General features: G+C 38.2%; 21 protein-coding genes. 12 read left to right on the top strand and 9 right to left on the bottom strand.

Annotated elements, in window-relative coordinates:
- Nucleotides 1–8: 8 nt before the first annotated feature.
- From R3F25_10950 to rsfS, 4 genes are read right to left on the bottom strand one after another with little or no spacing between them, the layout of a single operon-like run.
- Nucleotides 9–1,502 (bottom strand): Rne/Rng family ribonuclease, encoded by a 1,494-nt coding sequence (locus R3F25_10950; protein MEZ5497323.1) that lies wholly within the window; start codon nt 1,500–1,502, stop codon nt 9–11.
- A complete protein-coding gene (locus R3F25_10945) occupies nt 1,495–2,070 on the bottom strand; it encodes a Maf family protein (protein MEZ5497322.1) in 576 nt (191 codons plus the stop codon). Before R3F25_10945 ends, R3F25_10950 begins: the two co-directional genes overlap by 8 nt.
- A 1-nt stretch (nt 2,071) precedes the next feature.
- Nucleotides 2,072–2,542, bottom strand: a complete 471-nt coding sequence (gene rlmH, locus R3F25_10940) for a 23S rRNA (pseudouridine(1915)-N(3))-methyltransferase RlmH (protein MEZ5497321.1) — start codon at nt 2,540–2,542, stop codon at nt 2,072–2,074.
- Nucleotides 2,543–2,550: 8 nt separating this feature from the next.
- Entirely contained in the window at nt 2,551–2,925 is a 375-nt protein-coding gene (rsfS, locus tag R3F25_10935) for a ribosome silencing factor (GenBank protein MEZ5497320.1), read from the bottom strand.
- 244 nt (nt 2,926–3,169) lie between these two features.
- Here rsfS and R3F25_10930 point away from each other — a divergent pair, with 244 nt between their 5' ends.
- The 8 genes from R3F25_10930 to R3F25_10895 all read left to right on the top strand — a co-directional run bounded on the left by R3F25_10930 (nt 3,170) and on the right by R3F25_10895 (nt 10,930).
- Nucleotides 3,170–4,546 carry a DegQ family serine endoprotease gene (locus R3F25_10930; GenBank protein ID MEZ5497319.1) on the top strand — a complete coding sequence of 459 codons (1,377 nt, stop codon included), beginning with the start codon at nt 3,170–3,172 and terminating at the stop codon, nt 4,544–4,546.
- Between the two features lie 80 nt (nt 4,547–4,626).
- Nucleotides 4,627–6,411: a translation elongation factor 4 gene (gene lepA / locus R3F25_10925; protein MEZ5497318.1), complete on the top strand. Its 1,785-nt coding sequence runs from the start codon at nt 4,627–4,629 to the stop codon at nt 6,409–6,411.
- A gap of 12 nt (nt 6,412–6,423) precedes the next feature.
- Entirely contained in the window at nt 6,424–7,215 is a 792-nt protein-coding gene (gene lepB / locus R3F25_10920; GenBank protein MEZ5497317.1) for a signal peptidase I, read from the top strand.
- A 58-nt stretch (nt 7,216–7,273) separates the two neighbouring features.
- Nucleotides 7,274–7,639: a DUF4845 domain-containing protein gene (locus tag R3F25_10915; GenBank protein MEZ5497316.1), complete on the top strand. Its 366-nt coding sequence runs from the start codon at nt 7,274–7,276 to the stop codon at nt 7,637–7,639.
- 15 nt (nt 7,640–7,654) lie between these two features.
- Nucleotides 7,655–8,320 carry a ribonuclease III gene (gene rnc / locus R3F25_10910; protein ID MEZ5497315.1) on the top strand — a complete coding sequence of 222 codons (666 nt, stop codon included), beginning with the start codon at nt 7,655–7,657 and terminating at the stop codon, nt 8,318–8,320.
- Nucleotides 8,317–9,207 (top strand): GTPase Era, encoded by an 891-nt coding sequence (gene era, locus R3F25_10905; GenBank protein ID MEZ5497314.1) that lies wholly within the window; start codon nt 8,317–8,319, stop codon nt 9,205–9,207. Before rnc ends, era begins: the two co-directional genes overlap by 4 nt.
- On the top strand, nt 9,207–9,878 hold the full coding sequence (gene recO, locus R3F25_10900; GenBank protein ID MEZ5497313.1) for a DNA repair protein RecO: 672 nt from the start codon (nt 9,207–9,209) through the stop codon (nt 9,876–9,878). Before era ends, recO begins: the two co-directional genes overlap by 1 nt.
- Before the next feature lie 77 nt (nt 9,879–9,955).
- A complete protein-coding gene (locus tag R3F25_10895; GenBank protein MEZ5497312.1) occupies nt 9,956–10,930 on the top strand; it encodes a GGDEF domain-containing protein in 975 nt (324 codons plus the stop codon).
- A 12-nt stretch (nt 10,931–10,942) separates the two neighbouring features.
- Here R3F25_10895 and R3F25_10890 read toward each other — a convergent pair whose 3' ends face one another.
- The 4 genes from R3F25_10890 to R3F25_10875 are packed head-to-tail and all read right to left on the bottom strand — an operon-like array spanning nt 10,943 to nt 12,130.
- The gene (locus tag R3F25_10890) at nt 10,943–11,263 is read right to left on the bottom strand and encodes a TusE/DsrC/DsvC family sulfur relay protein (GenBank protein ID MEZ5497311.1); all 321 of its coding nucleotides are present in this window, start codon (nt 11,261–11,263) and stop codon (nt 10,943–10,945) included.
- Nucleotides 11,254–11,526, bottom strand: coding sequence for a hypothetical protein (locus R3F25_10885; GenBank protein ID MEZ5497310.1), 273 nt, complete (start codon nt 11,524–11,526; stop codon nt 11,254–11,256). The genes R3F25_10890 and R3F25_10885 overlap by 10 nt, the downstream gene beginning before the upstream one ends.
- On the bottom strand, nt 11,523–11,810 hold the full coding sequence (locus tag R3F25_10880; GenBank protein ID MEZ5497309.1) for a DsrE family protein: 288 nt from the start codon (nt 11,808–11,810) through the stop codon (nt 11,523–11,525). The genes R3F25_10885 and R3F25_10880 overlap by 4 nt, the downstream gene beginning before the upstream one ends.
- A complete protein-coding gene (locus R3F25_10875) occupies nt 11,807–12,130 on the bottom strand; it encodes a DsrE family protein (protein MEZ5497308.1) in 324 nt (107 codons plus the stop codon). Before R3F25_10875 ends, R3F25_10880 begins: the two co-directional genes overlap by 4 nt.
- A 65-nt stretch (nt 12,131–12,195) precedes the next feature.
- Between R3F25_10875 and R3F25_10870 the strand changes: the two genes are divergently transcribed.
- Both R3F25_10870 and R3F25_10865 read left to right on the top strand, forming a co-directional pair.
- Nucleotides 12,196–13,743, top strand: coding sequence for a M48 family metalloprotease (locus R3F25_10870; protein ID MEZ5497307.1), 1,548 nt, complete (start codon nt 12,196–12,198; stop codon nt 13,741–13,743).
- A gap of 4 nt (nt 13,744–13,747) precedes the next feature.
- The gene (locus tag R3F25_10865; GenBank protein MEZ5497306.1) at nt 13,748–14,392 is read left to right on the top strand and encodes a rhomboid family intramembrane serine protease; all 645 of its coding nucleotides are present in this window, start codon (nt 13,748–13,750) and stop codon (nt 14,390–14,392) included.
- 82 nt (nt 14,393–14,474) lie between these two features.
- Here R3F25_10865 and ykgO read toward each other — a convergent pair whose 3' ends face one another.
- Nucleotides 14,475–14,600, bottom strand: a complete 126-nt coding sequence (gene ykgO, locus R3F25_10860; GenBank protein ID MEZ5497305.1) for a type B 50S ribosomal protein L36 — start codon at nt 14,598–14,600, stop codon at nt 14,475–14,477.
- A 149-nt stretch (nt 14,601–14,749) separates the two neighbouring features.
- On the opposite strand from ykgO, the gene R3F25_10855 reads away from it, so the two are divergent.
- Both R3F25_10855 and R3F25_10850 read left to right on the top strand, forming a co-directional pair.
- Nucleotides 14,750–16,246, top strand: coding sequence for an FMN-binding glutamate synthase family protein (locus R3F25_10855; GenBank protein MEZ5497304.1), 1,497 nt, complete (start codon nt 14,750–14,752; stop codon nt 16,244–16,246).
- Nucleotides 16,239–16,727 carry a DUF523 domain-containing protein gene (locus tag R3F25_10850; protein MEZ5497303.1) on the top strand — a complete coding sequence of 163 codons (489 nt, stop codon included), beginning with the start codon at nt 16,239–16,241 and terminating at the stop codon, nt 16,725–16,727. Before R3F25_10855 ends, R3F25_10850 begins: the two co-directional genes overlap by 8 nt.
- The last annotated feature ends 37 nt before the right edge of the window (nt 16,728–16,764 follow it).

Raw genomic sequence — 16,764 nt, 5'->3', positions numbered from 1 at the left:
ATAATTGATTACATCAAAACCACATCAAACTGTTCTTGAGAATATGAACTTTCTGCTTGCAAGCTGATACGTTTACCTAATTCTTCTTCCAGTTCAGATAATGACTCTGTTTGCTCTTCGTAAATATACTCAATGAGCTGAGTTGATGCCAGAACCATAATTTGACCTGTTTTAAACTGCCTGACAGTTCGTATGATTTCACGAAACAACTCATAACAAACCGTTTCAACCGTTTTAACCAATCCCAAACCATAACAATTTTTACATTGCTCCGAGAGCATGTGTTGCAAACTTTCAGTCGTTCGTTTTCGGGTAATTTCCACAAGTCCCAGTTTAGTAATTCCATGAATGTGTGTGCGTGTCGGGTCTTTGCTAAGGCATTCTTCCAGGCTTTCCAAAACCTGCTGTTTATGTTCCTCTTCTTCCATATCAATAAAGTCTGCAATGATAATTCCGCCTAAATTTCGTAAACGAATCTGGCGAGCTATCATTTGCACCGCTTCCAGATTGGTGCGAAAAATTGTTTCTTCCTGATTTTTGAAACCGATGAATTTTCCGGTATTAACATCAATGGTCGTCATGGCTTCATTTTGGTCAATAATCAGATTCCCACCCGATTTTAATGGAACAAACTGTCGAAAAGCCCGATTAATCTCATCATCAATATTGTGATAATCGAAAATCGGTCTCACTTCCTGATAATGAATGAGTTGCCCCTGCCATTCAGGCACATAATCAACTATGAATTTATTCAGCTTGGTGTAAACTTCGTGAGAATCTGTCTTTATCGTTCTAACTTTATCGGAAATAAAATCACGAACGACCCGAACCGGTAAATCAAATTCATGATAGACAAGTTGTTTAAACTGACCATCTTTTATGCGTTGTGAAACCACTCGCCATAATTTTTGTAGAAACTTATAATCACGAACCAAGTCTTCTTCACTACTGTCTTCGGCATTGGTCCGGGCGATAATTCCGTGTTCGCTGTTTGAGTTGATTTTTTCCAATAACCCAATCAATCTTTGTCTTTCGGTTTCATCAGTAATGCGAATAGATAAAGTGTTGACATCCGGTTCATTCGGCAACAACACCAAAAAACGACTCGGCACACTCAATTTACATGTCACTCTGGCTCCTTTAGAACCGATGGCATCCTTATAAACCTGAACAACGACTCTTTGACCTTCGTGAATGATTTTTGAAATTGGTTGAAAATTATTTTGCTCGGAAATCGCTTCGTCATCAATGCCGTCAATTCGAGCAATTTTCTTTTGCGAACAGATATCCGTGACATGCATAAATGCCGAACGTGACATGCCAATATTAACGAATGCAGCTTGCAAACCGGGAAGAATTTTTTCAACACGCCCGATATAAATATTGCCGACAATCGAGCCATTGCGATTTCGCTCCATGAAAACTTCTTGCAACACACCATTTTCAACTAAAGCCACACGGGTTTCATTGGGAGTTGAGTTAATCAATATTTCTTCATTCATAAAAACTCCTCAATATTTTCCCGGTTTCAAACAAAGGCAGACCCATAATTCCTGAATGACTACCGGTGATTTTCTTTATCCATAATGCCGCATGACCCTGTATCCCATAGCTTCCGGCTTTGTCCATTGGTTCACCGCTTTCAACATACGCCTTTATTTCATCGACTTTGATATATTCAAACTGAACTTCGCTGATTGAGTACTCTGTTAGTTGCTTTTCTGCAAACACCACCGCAACTGCTGTAATCATCTGATGTCTCCGACCTGATAATTTAGACAACATTTCTATCGCGTGCTGTTCATTCTTCGGTTTTCCAAGAATTTGGTCATCATAAACCACAACTGTATCTGAACCTAAAACCGGTAAATTCTTCTCTGATAGCAACCAACCCGATTGAGCTTTTTGCAAAGCCAAACGATTGCAGTACTCCAAAGGCATTTCATTGAGATAAACGGACTCATCAATATCAACCGGCATACAAACAGGTACCATTCCAATTTGTTCCAGTAATTGCTTTCTTCTTGGAGATTGAGACGCCAGAATTATTTTTTGACCATCAAAAATCATGTTATTCTCTGTGGTATGGATGGTTGGCTAACAAACTGTAAGATCGGTAAATTTGTTCCATAAGGATTACCCGAACTAAAGGATGTGGAAATGTCAAAGCACTCAATGACCAAGTATTATGTGCCTGTTTCTTAATGCTTTTATCAACACCATCGGCGCCACCTATGATGATAGCGATATCGTCTCCATTCATTTGCCATTGGCTAATCGATTCCGATAAATTACGAGTGGAAATCATTTTGCCTTTTTCATCCAGCAAAACAATTTTTTCATTGTTTTTAACAGAGTCCAAAATAGACTGAGCCTCCAATTGTCTGGCTTTTTCGGTCGATACGGACTTACTTCTGTGAATCGGTGCAATTTCAACCAGTTCAATTTGTTGCTTGAGCGGAAGTCTGCCATTATATTCAGCAAAAGTCTGTTGCACCCAAGTTGGCATTTTTTGACCGACTGCCAGAAGTCTGATTTTCATTGGTGATTTTAGCTGTCTTTAGGATGTGAAGAGATTTCCCATAGCCCTTCAATATTGTAATGTTCTCTGGCAGCGGGAGACATCACATGCAATACCACATCAACAAAATCCACAACCACCCACTCAGAATGACCAAGTCCTTCTGTTGCCGGTTTATCATAACCATTTTCTTGTGCTTTCTTCATCGCGAACTCAGCAATGGTCTGAATATGACGACTTGATGTCCCAGAGGCAATAATCATATAATCCAATAATTGCGTGTGATGAGAAACATCAATCACTTTGATGTCATTACCTTTTGCATCATCAATTGCTGACAATACAAGCTCTTTTAAACTTTCCTGATTAGCTGCTGTTGCTTTCTTTTCAGATGTTTTTTGCAAAATAGACTCTTTAAAAAAATTAAAACGAGTCCAAATTTTAACCTATGAATGCAAAATAAGGAAATTTATATGAGTTTTCATAAAGTGGAAAACACTGAATAATGCTCGTGAAAACATCAAATGGAAGGAGTTAACTATGCCATTAGTCACTTTTTATAATAATTTTTTGAATACATAGCACTTTTTGACAATACCATTGTCTTTGCAAAGTATCTTATTTAATTAATTTTGGAGATTTTTAATTATGTTCAAAAATAAATTTCACTCAATTATTTTTCTGACCTCATTGGTTATATCTCAAGCAGGATTTTCACAGAAAAACAATCTGCCGGATTTTACATCTTTAGTTGAAGAAACCGGCGCGGCAGTTGTAAATATCGCAGCCCGACAAAATGCAAAAGAATTAACACGTCGTGAGCGAAGTCAAAGAGAAGATATGCTGGAACGCTTTTTTGGAGTTCCACAATATCCACAAGAAAGAGACAGCGTCGCCGGTGGTTCCGGATTTATTATTTCAGAAGACGGCTATATTCTCACTAACAGACATGTGATTCACGATGCTGATGAAATCTTGGTGACATTAATCGACCGACGTGAATTTGATGCTAAACTCATTGGTGAAGATGAAGCCAGTGATGTCGCATTACTGAAAGTCGATGCAAAAAATCTTCCGGTTCTGAAAGTCGGAGATTCCAATAATTTAAAAATTGGTGAGTGGGTTATGGCAATTGGTTCGCCGTTGAGTTTTGAGCATTCGGTCACCAAAGGAATCGTATCTGCCAAAGGCAGAGACTTGGGAAGACAGCAATATGTTCCTTATATCCAAACTGATGTTCCTATCAATCGCGGAAATTCCGGTGGTCCGTTAATCAACATGAATGCCGAAGTTGTCGGTATCAACACCATCATTGTTTCCAACACTGGCGGGTACATGGGATTATCGTTCTCAATTCCAATCAATACAGCGATGTCAGTTGCTGAACAATTGAAATCCGGCGGAAAAGTACAAAGAGGTTTACTTGGTGTGAATATCGAACCGGTCACTCAAAAAATGGCGGATTATTTAGGTCTGAAGAAGCCGCAAGGGGCACTCGTCAACAATGTCAACAAAGGTTCATCTGCTGAAAAAGCCGGAATCGAAGTGCAAGATGTCATTGTTAAGTTTAACGGACAAAAGGTTGAAACATCGGCTTCATTACCACCACTTGTTGGCTCAGTGATGCCCGGCACTAAAGTTGAAGTTGGAGTGATTCGTGATGGAAAACGTATCAATCTCGAAGCTGTACTTGATGGTTTGACTGATAACGAAGTTGCTCTCTCATCCAATGGAAATTCACCAACAAGCAAATTAGACTTAGGCTTTGAAGTGGCTAATCTGAATGATGATGAAAAAGATGATAATGATGTCAATAACGGAGTTCTCGTCAAAGAAATCACCAACAGGGACATAAACAGGTCTGGCCTTAGAGAAGGCGATGTCATTATTAAAATGGGCAAAACTCCGGTAAAAAATGTCAAACATTTCAAGAAATTGCTATCTGAACTGGAAAAAGACAAGCCAATTGTGCTGTTAGTGAAACAAGCAGGTGTAAATCGTTTTATTGTGATTGAACGAAACTAAGCCATTAGGTAAAATAGCTGACCATTTTTTACATAAAAATCCCGCTCCTCTGGGCGGGATTTGTTTGAGAACTAAACTTAATGCAAAAACACATTCGCAATTTTTCAATTATCGCACACATCGATCATGGTAAATCCACTTTGGCGGATCGCTTCATTCAACATTGTGGAGGCTTATCCGACAGAGAAATGGAGCAACAAGTACTCGATAGCATGGATATTGAAAGAGAACGTGGCATCACTATCAAGTCACAAGCAGTCACTCTCAACTATACAGCGAAAGACGGCATAACCTATCAATTGAATTTTATTGACACACCGGGTCATGTGGACTTCTCTTATGAAGTTTCACGCTCGCTTGCAGCTTGTGAGGGAGCTTTATTGGTTGTTGATGCCGCACAAGGTGTGGAAGCACAAAGCGTTGCCAATTGTTACACAGCGATTGATCAAGGTTTGGAAGTTCTTCCTGTGATTAATAAAATTGATCTGCCATCAGCCGATGTGGATAAAGTTAAACAGGAAATTGAAGACATCATTGGAATTGATGCCAGCGAAGCCACATTAACCAGTGCGAAAACGGGATTAGGCATTGAAGATGTGCTGGAAGCCATTATTAAATTCATTCCGCCACCGAGTGGAGATGCCAATTTGCCATTACAAGCATCAATTATTGACTCCTGGTTTGATAATTATCTGGGTGTTGTTTCATTGATTCGAATTTTTAATGGCACTTTGACTAAAAAGGACAAAATCAGAATCATGTCTCTGAAGACTGACCATGTTGCTGATAATATTGGCGTTTTTACACCAAAAAGATTGGAGAAAAACTTCTTAACTGTCGGACAAGTTGGTTTTGTTTCAGCTTCGATTAAAGACGTTCATGGTGCTCCTGTTGGTGACACAATCACCTTAACAAACAATCAGGCACAAAAACCTTTACCCGGATTTATGGAATCCCAGCCTCGTGTTTTTGCCGGTTTGTTTCCGACATCAGCCGATGATTATCAAGATTTGCGTGAAGCTCTGGAGAAATTACGCCTGAATGATGCTGCACTTCATTTTGAGCCAGAATCTTCATCCGCCTTAGGATTTGGTTTCCGTTGTGGTTTTTTAGGAATGCTTCACATGGAGGTTGTTCAGGAACGTATAGAGCGTGAGTTTGACATTGACTTGGTTACAACTGCTCCAACGGTTATATATGAGCTTATCACCAAAAAAGGTGAAACTGTCATGCTCGATAATCCGGCGGATTTACCTGAAAATTATCAAGAAATTCGTGAACCAATAATTACTGCAAATATATTGTTGCCTAGTGACTATGTCGGGGCTGTCATAGGACTTTGTATTGAAAAACGCGGAGTCCAGAAAAACATGCAATACTTGGGTTCGCAAGTTTCCTTGCAATTCCAAATGCCGATGAGCGAAGTCGTTCTGGACTTTTTCGACCGCTTAAAATCGGTTTCCAGAGGATATGCCTCTTTTGATTATGAGTTCAGCCACTTCGAGCCGGGTGACTTGATTCGCCTGGATATTCTGATCAATGGAGAATTAGTTGATGCCCTTTCAATTCTAACACACAGAAGCAACTCCAGAAAACGTGGTAAAGACTTGGCAGATAAACTCAAGGAATTAATACCAAGACAAATGTTTGATGTTGCCATTCAGGCTGCTATTGGTTCACAAATCATTGCCCGAACAACGGTTAAAGCACTTCGTAAAAATGTAACCGCAAAATGTTACGGTGGCGATGCCACGCGTAAACGCAAACTCTTGGAAAAACAAAAAGCCGGGAAAAAACGCATGAAGCAGATTGGAAGAGTTGAAGTGCCGCAATCAGCATTCCTCGCTGTACTAAAAGTAGATTAACAGGAAATTATTATGAATGAACTCCATTTCGATTTTGAGGCCTTTCTCACTTTAGCCAGTTTAATTACCGGTCTATTGTGGGCTTTGGCAAAGTTTTTACGAAAAAAAGAATCTGTTCCCAGTAAAAAACACAGCGTGGTGGAGCAAATTGGTTCATTCTTTCCGGTATTGTTTTTTGTTTTGGTTGTTAGAACATTTGTATTTGAACCATTCCGGATTCCATCATCTTCAATGATGCCAACTTTATTGACGGGTGACTTTATTTATGTGAATAAGTTTTCATACGGTCTAAAACTACCTGTCTTCCATGACACTATTATTGAAATCGGACACCCTGAAAGAGGCGATATTGTGGTATTTCGATTTCCGGAAGATCAATCTGTTGATTATATCAAGCGTGTCATAGGTTTACCGGGAGATCGAGTTCGTTATGACGTTCGTAAAAAAGAAATCTATATTAATGACCAATTGGTTAATCAGGACTTGGTTGGACCTTATGAAGGTTTAATGGATAATGTCAATGACAAGGGTTTGATTGAAAAGTTGGAGCAACTGGGTGATAGAAAGCATAAAATGTTCACCCAAAACTATGCCATGCGCCCTCCGTATAAATATCTCGATATCACCGTTCCTGATGGTCATTATTTTGTTATGGGTGATAACAGAGACAATAGCTCCGATAGCCGGGTTTGGGGGTTTGTCCCTGAGCGAAATTTGGTCGGTGAAGCAAAATTTATCTGGATGCATTGGCGAACTGATCATTTTTGGCAGGGATTGAAGAGGATTGGAACCAAATTAATCTAGAAATTCAGTTTTAACATGCTAGAATATTGCAAATTGATTTATTGAGGGTGATTTCATTATGAAACTAAAAAACAAACAAAAAGGAATGAGTATGATTGGTTTGCTCATTGGTATGTGTATCTTGGGTTTTATCGTTTACACTGGCATTCGAATTGGTCCTATTTATAGTGAATACTACTCTGTTGTAAAAGCAATGAAAGCCGTTGCTGGAGAGCCCGGTGCTGCTAACAAAACTCCCGGACAAATTCAGGAAGCTATGTTAAAACATTTCTATACCAGTTACGTTGAAAGAGTCAAAAAAAATGACATCAAGGTTCTCAGAGGCCGTGGTAAACAATTACAAGTTAAATATGACGTGCAAGAGCCTTTCATAGGCAATCTTGACCTATTAATGCACTTTGAGAAAACAATTCCTCTCAATTAAGATTGTATCTCTCTAGTGAAAATACTTGGGCAAAAGATTGAGTTCAATCAACCTGAATTACTTGAAAGAGCCCTGACACATCGTAGTGCCGCCAAGAAAAACAACGAACGTCTGGAGTTTCTTGGCGACAGCATTTTAAGTTTTGTTATTACCAAATGGTTATACGACAACTTTTCACATCTGCCGGAAGGTAAATTATCACGGATGCGTTCCACATTGGTAAAAGGAGCTACCTTAGCTGAAATTGCTAAAGAATATGATTTATCCAACCAACTTATTCTTGGTGCCGGAGAACTAAAATCCGGTGGTTTCAATCGTTCCAGCGTGCTGGCTGATGCCGTTGAAGCTGTTTTTGCAGCCGTGTTTCTGGATCAGGGAATTGAAAAATCAGAGAACTTTATACGAACTGTCATGAAAAAGTGGTTAGACAATGTTGATCCGGATGTTACAGACAAGGATGCAAAAACTCGATTACAAGAATATTTGCAGAAAAACGGACACAATATTCCTGAGTATAACTTGCTCGAAACTTCCGGCAAAGATCATTTGCAAACCTTTAAAATACAATGTCTGGTTCAAGAACTTAATTTATCGACAACTGCAATTGATCGCAGTCGTAAAAAATCAGAACAAAAAGCTGCCGAACAAATGCTCAATCAAATCACCAAATCAACCTCATGAATAAATGTGGATATGTAGCAGTTATTGGCAAACCCAATGTTGGCAAATCAACGTTAATAAACAACATTGTCGGTGAAAAAGTCAGTATTGTGACTGCCAAACCACAAACCACACGCCATCAAATATTAGCCATTGCTACCAGCGAACAAGGACAGATTCTTTTTATTGACACACCGGGAATTCATACCGGTCATAAAAAAGCCCTCAATAAATTCATGAATCGAACCGCATCAACCGCTGTCAATGACGTTGATTTGATTTTATTTGTGGTTGAATCATTGAAGTGGAATAAAGATGACGAAAAAGCATTGTCTGCTCTCAAACATTGCACAGCACCGGTTTTATTAATCATTAACAAAGATGATTTAGTTAAAAAGAAAGAGACTTTATTAGCTTATGCTAATGAGCTCTTTGCCAAATTCAATTTTACTGAAGTTTTTTATCTCTCAGCATCCAAAGGCAAAGGTGTCGAACCATTAATAAACAGCATTTACCAACATCTTCCGCAATCAGAGAATTATTTTTCGGATGATTTATTAACTGACAAACCAACAAAGTATCTGGTTTCTGAATTAATTCGTGAACAATTAATGCTTCGTTTTCACCAAGAACTTCCCTACAGCCTGACAGTTGAAGTGGAGTCATTCAAAGATCAGGGAAATATTGTTCATATTCACAGTGTAATTTGGGTCGAGAGACCGATTCAAAAAAATATGGTAATTGGCAAACAGGGAGCTTCTCTGAAACATGTTGGTATTCAATCAAGGAAAGAAATCGAAGATTTACTTGGAAAAAAAGTCAACCTCAAGCTCTGGGTTAAAGTTAAATCCGCTTGGGCAGATAACGATAAACTCCTCCAACAGTTGGGTTATAAAGACGAATATTAATGTCTTCCTATCGAGAAACGACCGGATATCTCATTCATCAAAGAAAATATCGTGATAGCAGTCTGATTTGTGAGTTTTTTTGTAAGGATTCCGGTCGCCTCAATCTGATTGCAAAAGGTATCAGTAAAAACAACTCGTTAAAATCACAGCTCAAACCATTTTGCCTGCTTAAAATCCAATATTTTGGCAAGTCAGAACTTAAAACTTTAAATAGCTGTAATGTGATTATGAACAGACATTTCCAGAATCTCAAAGACAAAACGACTGGATTATACTTAAATGAGTTGTTACGCTATTCGCTTTTTGAAAATGATACCGCTCAGGAACTCTTTACAATCTATGATTCTGCGCTCAATCAAGTGGGTGTTGAAAAACTCTCGAAACTTTTAAGAAGATATGAACTGGCAATTTTGAAGCAAAATGGTTTTCAATTATCACCCGAAAGTTATAAATCATCAGACTGGTTATCCATTCAGGAAAACAAAGGGGTTTATGTTTCTGAAAGCGAAACCACTGAATCATGTTTGGTATCTGATTTAATCAAGTTACACAACTTTGAAAATTTAGAAAAAATCGAACTGATTCGAGTCAATAGATTTATGCATAAAGCGATTGATATCTGCTTTTCAAACCGAACTATCTACTCCAGAGAACTACTGAAAACCTTATAAACAAAACCTCTACAGGTTGTATCAATTGAAACTTCTGTATTATAATCAGAGAAAATGCCTGACAATCGTGGGATCAAGTGAAAAAGAATAAAGACCAAAGAAGTCCGCAGTCAAAAATGTTATTGACGCTGTCTATGGGTACTGCGATTGGAATTCTTCCCTTTGCCATATACAGAATGATACACAATGATTGGTCGGTTGCCATTCTTGACATTATAGTTTCATTTTTTATGTTAGGAATTTATTCCTATGTGTATCAAACGGATAAGGTTAAAAATGCCGGTGTGGTACTCGTCATTGCTGCATTATTAGCAAATGTGATTTCTTTTCATCTCAAAGGAATTAATCAGGTTTATTGGGTTTATCCGGCGATGATGTTTGCTTATTTCATCACACAACCTTTAAGAGCCGTACTTATCAACTCAATAATGCTGCTATTTTATATACCTAAGCTGGTTGTCAGCCACGAATCAGTCAGCACCGCAACCGTCATTGTCACTATTATTGTTACAAATATTTTTGCCTATCTTTTCGCGTCGGGACTTAGAAAGCAAGAGAAAAAATTGATAAAACTAGCGTCAGAAGACTATCTGACCGGAGCGGGAAACCGCAGGTCTTTGAGCAATCATTTAGAGAATCTCCACACCGTATTAAAGAATCACGATAAAACAGCATCTATAATGCTTATTGATTTAGACCATTTTAAAAATGTTAACGACATGTATGGACATATCAAAGGCGACGATGTATTGGTTACCATTTCTAACAATTTGAGAACATTTTGTAACGAATGCAGCAAGCTGTTTCGTTTTGGTGGTGAAGAGTTTTTACTAGTGTGTCAAAATGTTGATATTGATTTTGCTTTTGATAAGGCCGAAGAATTGAGAAAATATATTAAACGACAAATCATCGTTCAAGGCATTGAATTAACTATTTCTATTGGAGTTGCAGAGTACATCAAGGAAGAAAGTATCAGCGACTGGATTCACAGAGTCGATTTGGCTTTGTATCAGGCTAAAAACGAAGGTCGCGACCGGGTGATTAAAGGCTGATTATAAGGTTACTCACAAACAATGCTTAGGTTTAGGTAAACCGGCATATTTACTGGCAAGCCTGACAGGACCATCAGGAAACAGACGATAAAGATATCTTGAATTTGCTATATCTTCCGAAAATTCTTTTTTCATCAACTTAATCAAAAGCCTCATCGGCGGAGTGGTTTCTGTTTCAAGATAAATATCCCTAACCAAATTGATAATTTGCCAGTGCTCTTTATTCAATTCAAAACCATCATTTTCTGACAAAACTTTTGCAACTTCCAAATTCCAAAATTTGTAATCACTCAAGTGACCATTGGCATCCAGCTGTAAATCTGTTATTTCCATGTGTATATTTTCTCGAACTTCTCAGTTAATTCAACCCACTGCTGATGCGAAATCGTTGGAATGTTTCCAAAATTATTAACTAAAATAATAGATACATTGATTTGATATTTTGAAACTGTTTTCATAATTTTATTATAGCCATCCGAACAAATTTCATCGGCATAAATCAATAATTCATCTTTTTCCACATCAATCAACTGACAATAGAAACTAAAGTCAGATATTTCATTCCAATTGCACTGATGAAGGGTTTGCTTTTTCATATAACAATATCTGCCTGAGCGATTAGCTCTTTGATTTCAGAGATTGTTATCACCTCATACTCAAGGTGAGTATCAGACTCAACTTCCTTTTCTACTACATACACCTGATTAATTTCCATTAAATTCAAGATGTTCCACATTTTACTTTGCAACTGCGAAACACCCTCATTCATGAAAACCAAACTCACATCATAATCATATGACAGTAATGCCATCACCCTGTCATATTGCCATTGAGCGTTAGGACCCAAATGATGTTCTGTAACAAATATCAGGGCTTTCATGAAAACTCAATCATCTTATCAGAGCTTTCGATGGATTCAAGCCATTGACCCAAACCTGCTAATTGAAATCCTTCAGCTACTTGTTTTTTTTCAGACAAATAATCATCCGCAATCGTTGAGCATGCTAATAGTTTGACACTCTTCTTTGACAACTTAGACCACTCGGGGCTGCTTTCAAAAGCATATTTCACAGCATATCCATGAAAAAAAACACTCACAATCTCATGGTTCAACTCAAACAATGCAGTGGCAAACTGTAAACATTGCTGTGCAGCGATTGAGTTTTTACTAAGAGGACTTATAATTAATGAATATTTCACAGTTATAATGCAATTTAACAATTTTTTAGCTGTCTGAATTATAAAATAGCTCAATGAGATTTGAAATGATTAAGGCGTATTACTTCATGAAACCTATTTACGGTTTAGTACAAATTCAAACAAAATCGATCAAGGCAGTGATAGCATTGGTATGCTTAGCCTTCTTTCAATCAAATTACGCTTATGACTACAATCTCCCTGATTTGGGAACACCTTCAGATGCGGTGATGTCACCGGTTAAAGAAAAGGAAATACGCGATCAAATTGTTCAGCAGATTTATGAATACAATTTGGTCATGTCTGATCCGGTGGTCATGAGTTACATCGAACAAATTGGTTTCCGACTAGCTGCCAACTCAGAAAAACCAAGCTCTTCATTTGATTTTTTCATGATAAATGATAATACCGTGAATGCTTCAGCCTATCCCGGTGGATTAATTATAGTTCATAGCGGTTTATTTCTGCGAACTGAAAATGAAAGCGAACTTGCAGGGGTCATTGCACACGAAATTGCCCATGCAACTCAAAGGCATATTTCGCGTTTTTATGCCGATGCCAAGAAAAATACTTTGCCAACAATTCTTGGAATGCTTGGAGCAATTGCGGCCTCACAAAGCAGTAATTCGGGTGATGCTCCAATCGCTATATTAGCGACAACAACAGCGATGCAACAACAGGCAATGATTAATTACACGCGCTCCAATGAATACGAAGCCGATCGTGTAGGAATCAATACGCTTATTAATGCGGAATTCAATCCCAATGGAATGGCGGGATTCTTTGAAAAACTAATGCGTGAAACTCCGATTGATGAAAGATATCAAATGCCTGAATATAATCGAACTCATCCTCTTTCAATCAATCGTGTTTCAGAAGCGAAAAATCGCGCCCAAAATGTTCAGAATAAAGATTTCCACGAATCTGATTTATATCCTTTTCTGAAAGAAAGAGTGAGAGTTTTAACAAAGAACACTGAAATAGACAGCCTTAGTTATTATCAAAAACTGTTTAAAGAAAAACTGAGTGCTGATATTACCAATGCCGAAAAATATGGTTATGCGCTTTCCCTATATAATTCAAGCGACTTTGATAGCGCTCTGAAAATTATTAATCAAACCAAGTCAACAGCTCAAACCATGTTGCTCGTGGCTGTTCTGAAAGCACAAATCATCTGTGAATTGGACTTTCAAAGTGGAAGAAAGCAGTTTGAAGAACTCTATAAATTTTATCCTGAAAGCCCGGTAGTATTGGAAAGCTACATTCAATCTTTATCAAGAAACGGAAGTTTTCCCAGTCGTGAAAAAGCAAGAATGTTGGCTCGAAAACTGGTCTTACTATTCCCGGAAAATGCTAACTACTACTCTTTGCTGGCAATATCCAATCAAAACCTTGGAAAAAGCATTGAGGCCAATGAGGCACTGGCAATGAAAGAACATATCGTCAACAATAATTACCGCGCTGTTCGTATATTGAAAAATATTCTCAAAGAAGACTTGGATTACTATCAAAGAGCAAAGATTGAGTCAAAAATTACACAATATGAAGCATTGATAACACACTCTGAAAGAGACAGAGAAATTCAACAAGAACGAGAAAGCCGCCGGAGAAATTAATACATTGAGAGTTTATCAACTTGATGACAATTATGCCCAATTGCGCAAACGGGCATGGCCAAAGGCATTTAAGTTTGCATTGGTTTTTACCGGAATCTTATGGAGTATATTTTTCATTGATTGGCTGATTTCATTCTTCAATCCTTTTTTTACTCTTCGTGATTTTGGCGTTCATCCACGAAGAATCGAATATCTTTTTGGGGTTATCACAACAGTTTTTTTACATGGCAGTTTATCTCACATTGTGAGTAATACCCTGCCCTTATTATTGGCAATGACCGCTTTATTTGGGAACTATCCCAAAATAGCAAGAAAAGTTTTTGTTTATGGAATTTTGCTGACAGGAATTCTGGTCTGGAGTTTTGCCCGTGCAGCAAATCATATCGGTGCCAGTGGTCTGCTCTATTGTTTGCTATCTTTTTTATTCTTTAGTGGATTTATCCGCAAAGATGTACAATCTGTTGGGATATCCATTATCATCGCATTTGCCTATGGTTCCCTCATATTCGGCGTGATACCGGACAAGGAACACATTTCATGGGAGTCTCATCTATTTGGGTTCATCACCGGAATTTTATTGTCATGGTATTTTCGCAAGACAGAACGACCAGTTTTTAAAACTTATGAAGACTGGGATGATGAAGATTGAAACGGCGAGTGATAGAAAATTATAGAAATAAAAAACCCTCATTCCTGAGGGTTTTCAATATTTGGTTCGGTAAAAGATAGAATTATCTTTGACGCGCTTTCAGTTTTGGATTTGATTTACAAATTACAAAAACTTTACCACGACGACGAACTACTTTACAGTCGCGACTGCGTGTTTTAGCTGATTTCAATGAAGATAAAACTTTCATGACAGTACCTTATCTGTTTGTTTAAATGATTTAAGGACGAGGATTATACGGATTTGAACCATGAAATTCAACCAGATTATTAAATTATTTTGGATAATATTCAATCCACCGCATGATATAATTTCACCAGACTGTAATTGGAGTTCTCTGTGAGCGATACCTGGTTTTATTCAACACTGAAATTTTTTGTTCTGCTTTTTGTATTTATCATCGGATTGATAATTTTGACATCAATCATTTTCTACATTATTGATAAAACTCAAACCAAACATACCATCCGAAGAAACTTTCCCGTCATTGGTCGTTTTCGTTGGTTATTTGAATATTTGGGTGAATTCTTTCGTCAATATTTCTTTGCACAAGATCGAGAAGAACTGCCTTTCAACCGTGCACAACGAACATGGGTCTATAAATCGGCTAAGGGAAATAATAACACCGTTGCCTTTGGTTCGACACGGAATCTGGATCGACGAGGAGCGATGATTTTCTTGAACTGTGCCTTTCCGGTGATGAAAAAAGATTCAGTTGAAGCCGAACACATGATTATTGGACCTTTTGCCCGAAATCCTTTTACAACAAGCAGTTTCTTTAATATTTCAGCGATGAGCTTCGGGGCTTTATCCAAGCCGGCGGTTCAATCTTTATCACATGGCGCAAAAAAAGCCGGAATCTGGCTCAATACCGGCGAAGGTGGATTGTCACCTTACCATCTTGAAGGTGGTTGTGATATTGTTTATCAATTCGGAACAGCAAAATACGGTGCTCGAACAAAAGATGGAGAGTTTGATTTTGATAAGCTCAAAGAAATAGGAAAAATTCCACAAGTTAAAATGATTGAGTTGAAACTAGCACAAGGTGCTAAACCCGGAAAGGGAGGAATTCTTCCTGCCGAGAAAGTCACTGAAGAAATTGCCAGAATCCGTGGTATTGAACCCGGAAAACCCTCAATCAGCCCAAATCGTCATCCGGAAATTAAATCTGTAACCGAATTGCTAGACATGCTCAACAAAATTCGCGAAACCAGCGGTTTACCCGTAGGATTTAAAATGGTTATGGGTACAGATGAGTGGTTACATGAATTATTTACTGAAATCAGGCAAAGAGGCATTGAATCCGCTCCTGACTTTATTACTTTAGATAGCGGAGATGGCGGAACCGGTGCTGCTCCACAGTCACTGATGGATGATGTTGGAATGGTTATCAAAGAATCCCTACCAATGCTGGTCGATTTACGCAACGAATACGGCCTCAAAGACAGGGTTCGAATTATTGCTTCGGGTAAACTCATCACACCCGCAGAGGTTGCCTGGGCTTTGTGTGCCGGAGCGGATTTTATCAACAATGCCCGAGGATTTCTTTTTTCCTTGGGTTGCATTCAGGCTCTTAAGTGTAATAAAAACACCTGCCCAACCGGAATCACTACTCACGATCCCAAACTGCAAAAAGGACTGGTTGTTGAGAATAAAACCGAAAGAGTTGCAAACTTTGCCAAACACATGATAAGTGAGGTCGGTATCATAGCTCATGCTTGCGGTGTCACCGAGCCTCGGAAATTGAAACGCTCGCATGTTCGTATGGTTTTTTCAAATGACCTTTCCAAGCCATTGAATATTTTATTCCCCGATAAACAAAGCAAATATGATTAAACTCGCAGTCAGTGCCTGTCTTTTAGGACATGATGTTCGTTTTGATGGAAAAAGCAAAAGGATTGACTTGAGTTTACTTTTTCCAGCAGACGAATTTACGCTAACCGCTATATGCCCTGAGGTGAATATGGGAATGAGCATCCCCAGAAAGCCAATTCAAATCATCAATCACAACAATCAACTACAATTAACTCAGGTCGAGAACCCGAAAATTCATTTTGAAAGCCAAATGCAAAACTGGTTTAATGAAAACATTGAGTTTTTTAAAAAATTTTCAGGCTTTATTCTGAAAAGCAAATCTCCCAGTTGCGGAAACCAAACGACTCCACATTTTCAAACAGATGGAGAGTCCAATATTGGAGATGGTTATTTCGTTTATTTACTCAAAAAAATCAATCCACAAATCGCCATAATTGATGAGAAAAATCTCCTGCAAACTGAAACTTTGAACAAATTTAAGAGAAGCCTACTTCATTTGTAATTAAACTCATATTACAAATGAGTTTCAACTCAAAACA

Source organism: Gammaproteobacteria bacterium (assembly GCA_041395445.1).
GTDB lineage: Bacteria > Pseudomonadota > Gammaproteobacteria > Xanthomonadales > Marinicellaceae > NORP309.
The sequence above is the reverse complement of the archived record's forward strand: the minus strand, read 5'-3'. Positions and strand labels throughout refer to the sequence as shown.

Excerpts from the sequence above, each read along its gene's own strand:
- R3F25_10870 (MEZ5497307.1), top strand. The coding sequence starts at position 12,196 with ATGATTAAGGCGTATTACTTCATGAAACCTATTTACGGTTTAGTACAA.
- R3F25_10930 (MEZ5497319.1), top strand. The coding sequence starts at position 3,170 with ATGTTCAAAAATAAATTTCACTCAATTATTTTTCTGACCTCATTGGTT.
- ykgO (MEZ5497305.1), bottom strand. The coding sequence starts at position 14,600 with ATGAAAGTTTTATCTTCATTGAAATCAGCTAAAACACGCAGTCGCGAC.
- R3F25_10950 (MEZ5497323.1), bottom strand. The coding sequence starts at position 1,502 with ATGAATGAAGAAATATTGATTAACTCAACTCCCAATGAAACCCGTGTG.
- R3F25_10890 (MEZ5497311.1), bottom strand. The coding sequence starts at position 11,263 with ATGGAAATAACAGATTTACAGCTGGATGCCAATGGTCACTTGAGTGAT.
- R3F25_10915 (MEZ5497316.1), top strand. The coding sequence starts at position 7,274 with ATGAAACTAAAAAACAAACAAAAAGGAATGAGTATGATTGGTTTGCTC.
- lepA (MEZ5497318.1), top strand. The coding sequence starts at position 4,627 with ATGCAAAAACACATTCGCAATTTTTCAATTATCGCACACATCGATCAT.
- R3F25_10885 (MEZ5497310.1), bottom strand. The coding sequence starts at position 11,526 with ATGAAAAAGCAAACCCTTCATCAGTGCAATTGGAATGAAATATCTGAC.
- lepB (MEZ5497317.1), top strand. The coding sequence starts at position 6,424 with ATGAATGAACTCCATTTCGATTTTGAGGCCTTTCTCACTTTAGCCAGT.
- R3F25_10945 (MEZ5497322.1), bottom strand. The coding sequence starts at position 2,070 with ATGATTTTTGATGGTCAAAAAATAATTCTGGCGTCTCAATCTCCAAGA.
- R3F25_10850 (MEZ5497303.1), top strand. The coding sequence starts at position 16,239 with ATGATTAAACTCGCAGTCAGTGCCTGTCTTTTAGGACATGATGTTCGT.
- R3F25_10880 (MEZ5497309.1), bottom strand. The coding sequence starts at position 11,810 with ATGAAAGCCCTGATATTTGTTACAGAACATCATTTGGGTCCTAACGCT.
- rlmH (MEZ5497321.1), bottom strand. The coding sequence starts at position 2,542 with ATGAAAATCAGACTTCTGGCAGTCGGTCAAAAAATGCCAACTTGGGTG.
- era (MEZ5497314.1), top strand. The coding sequence starts at position 8,317 with ATGAATAAATGTGGATATGTAGCAGTTATTGGCAAACCCAATGTTGGC.
- recO (MEZ5497313.1), top strand. The coding sequence starts at position 9,207 with ATGTCTTCCTATCGAGAAACGACCGGATATCTCATTCATCAAAGAAAA.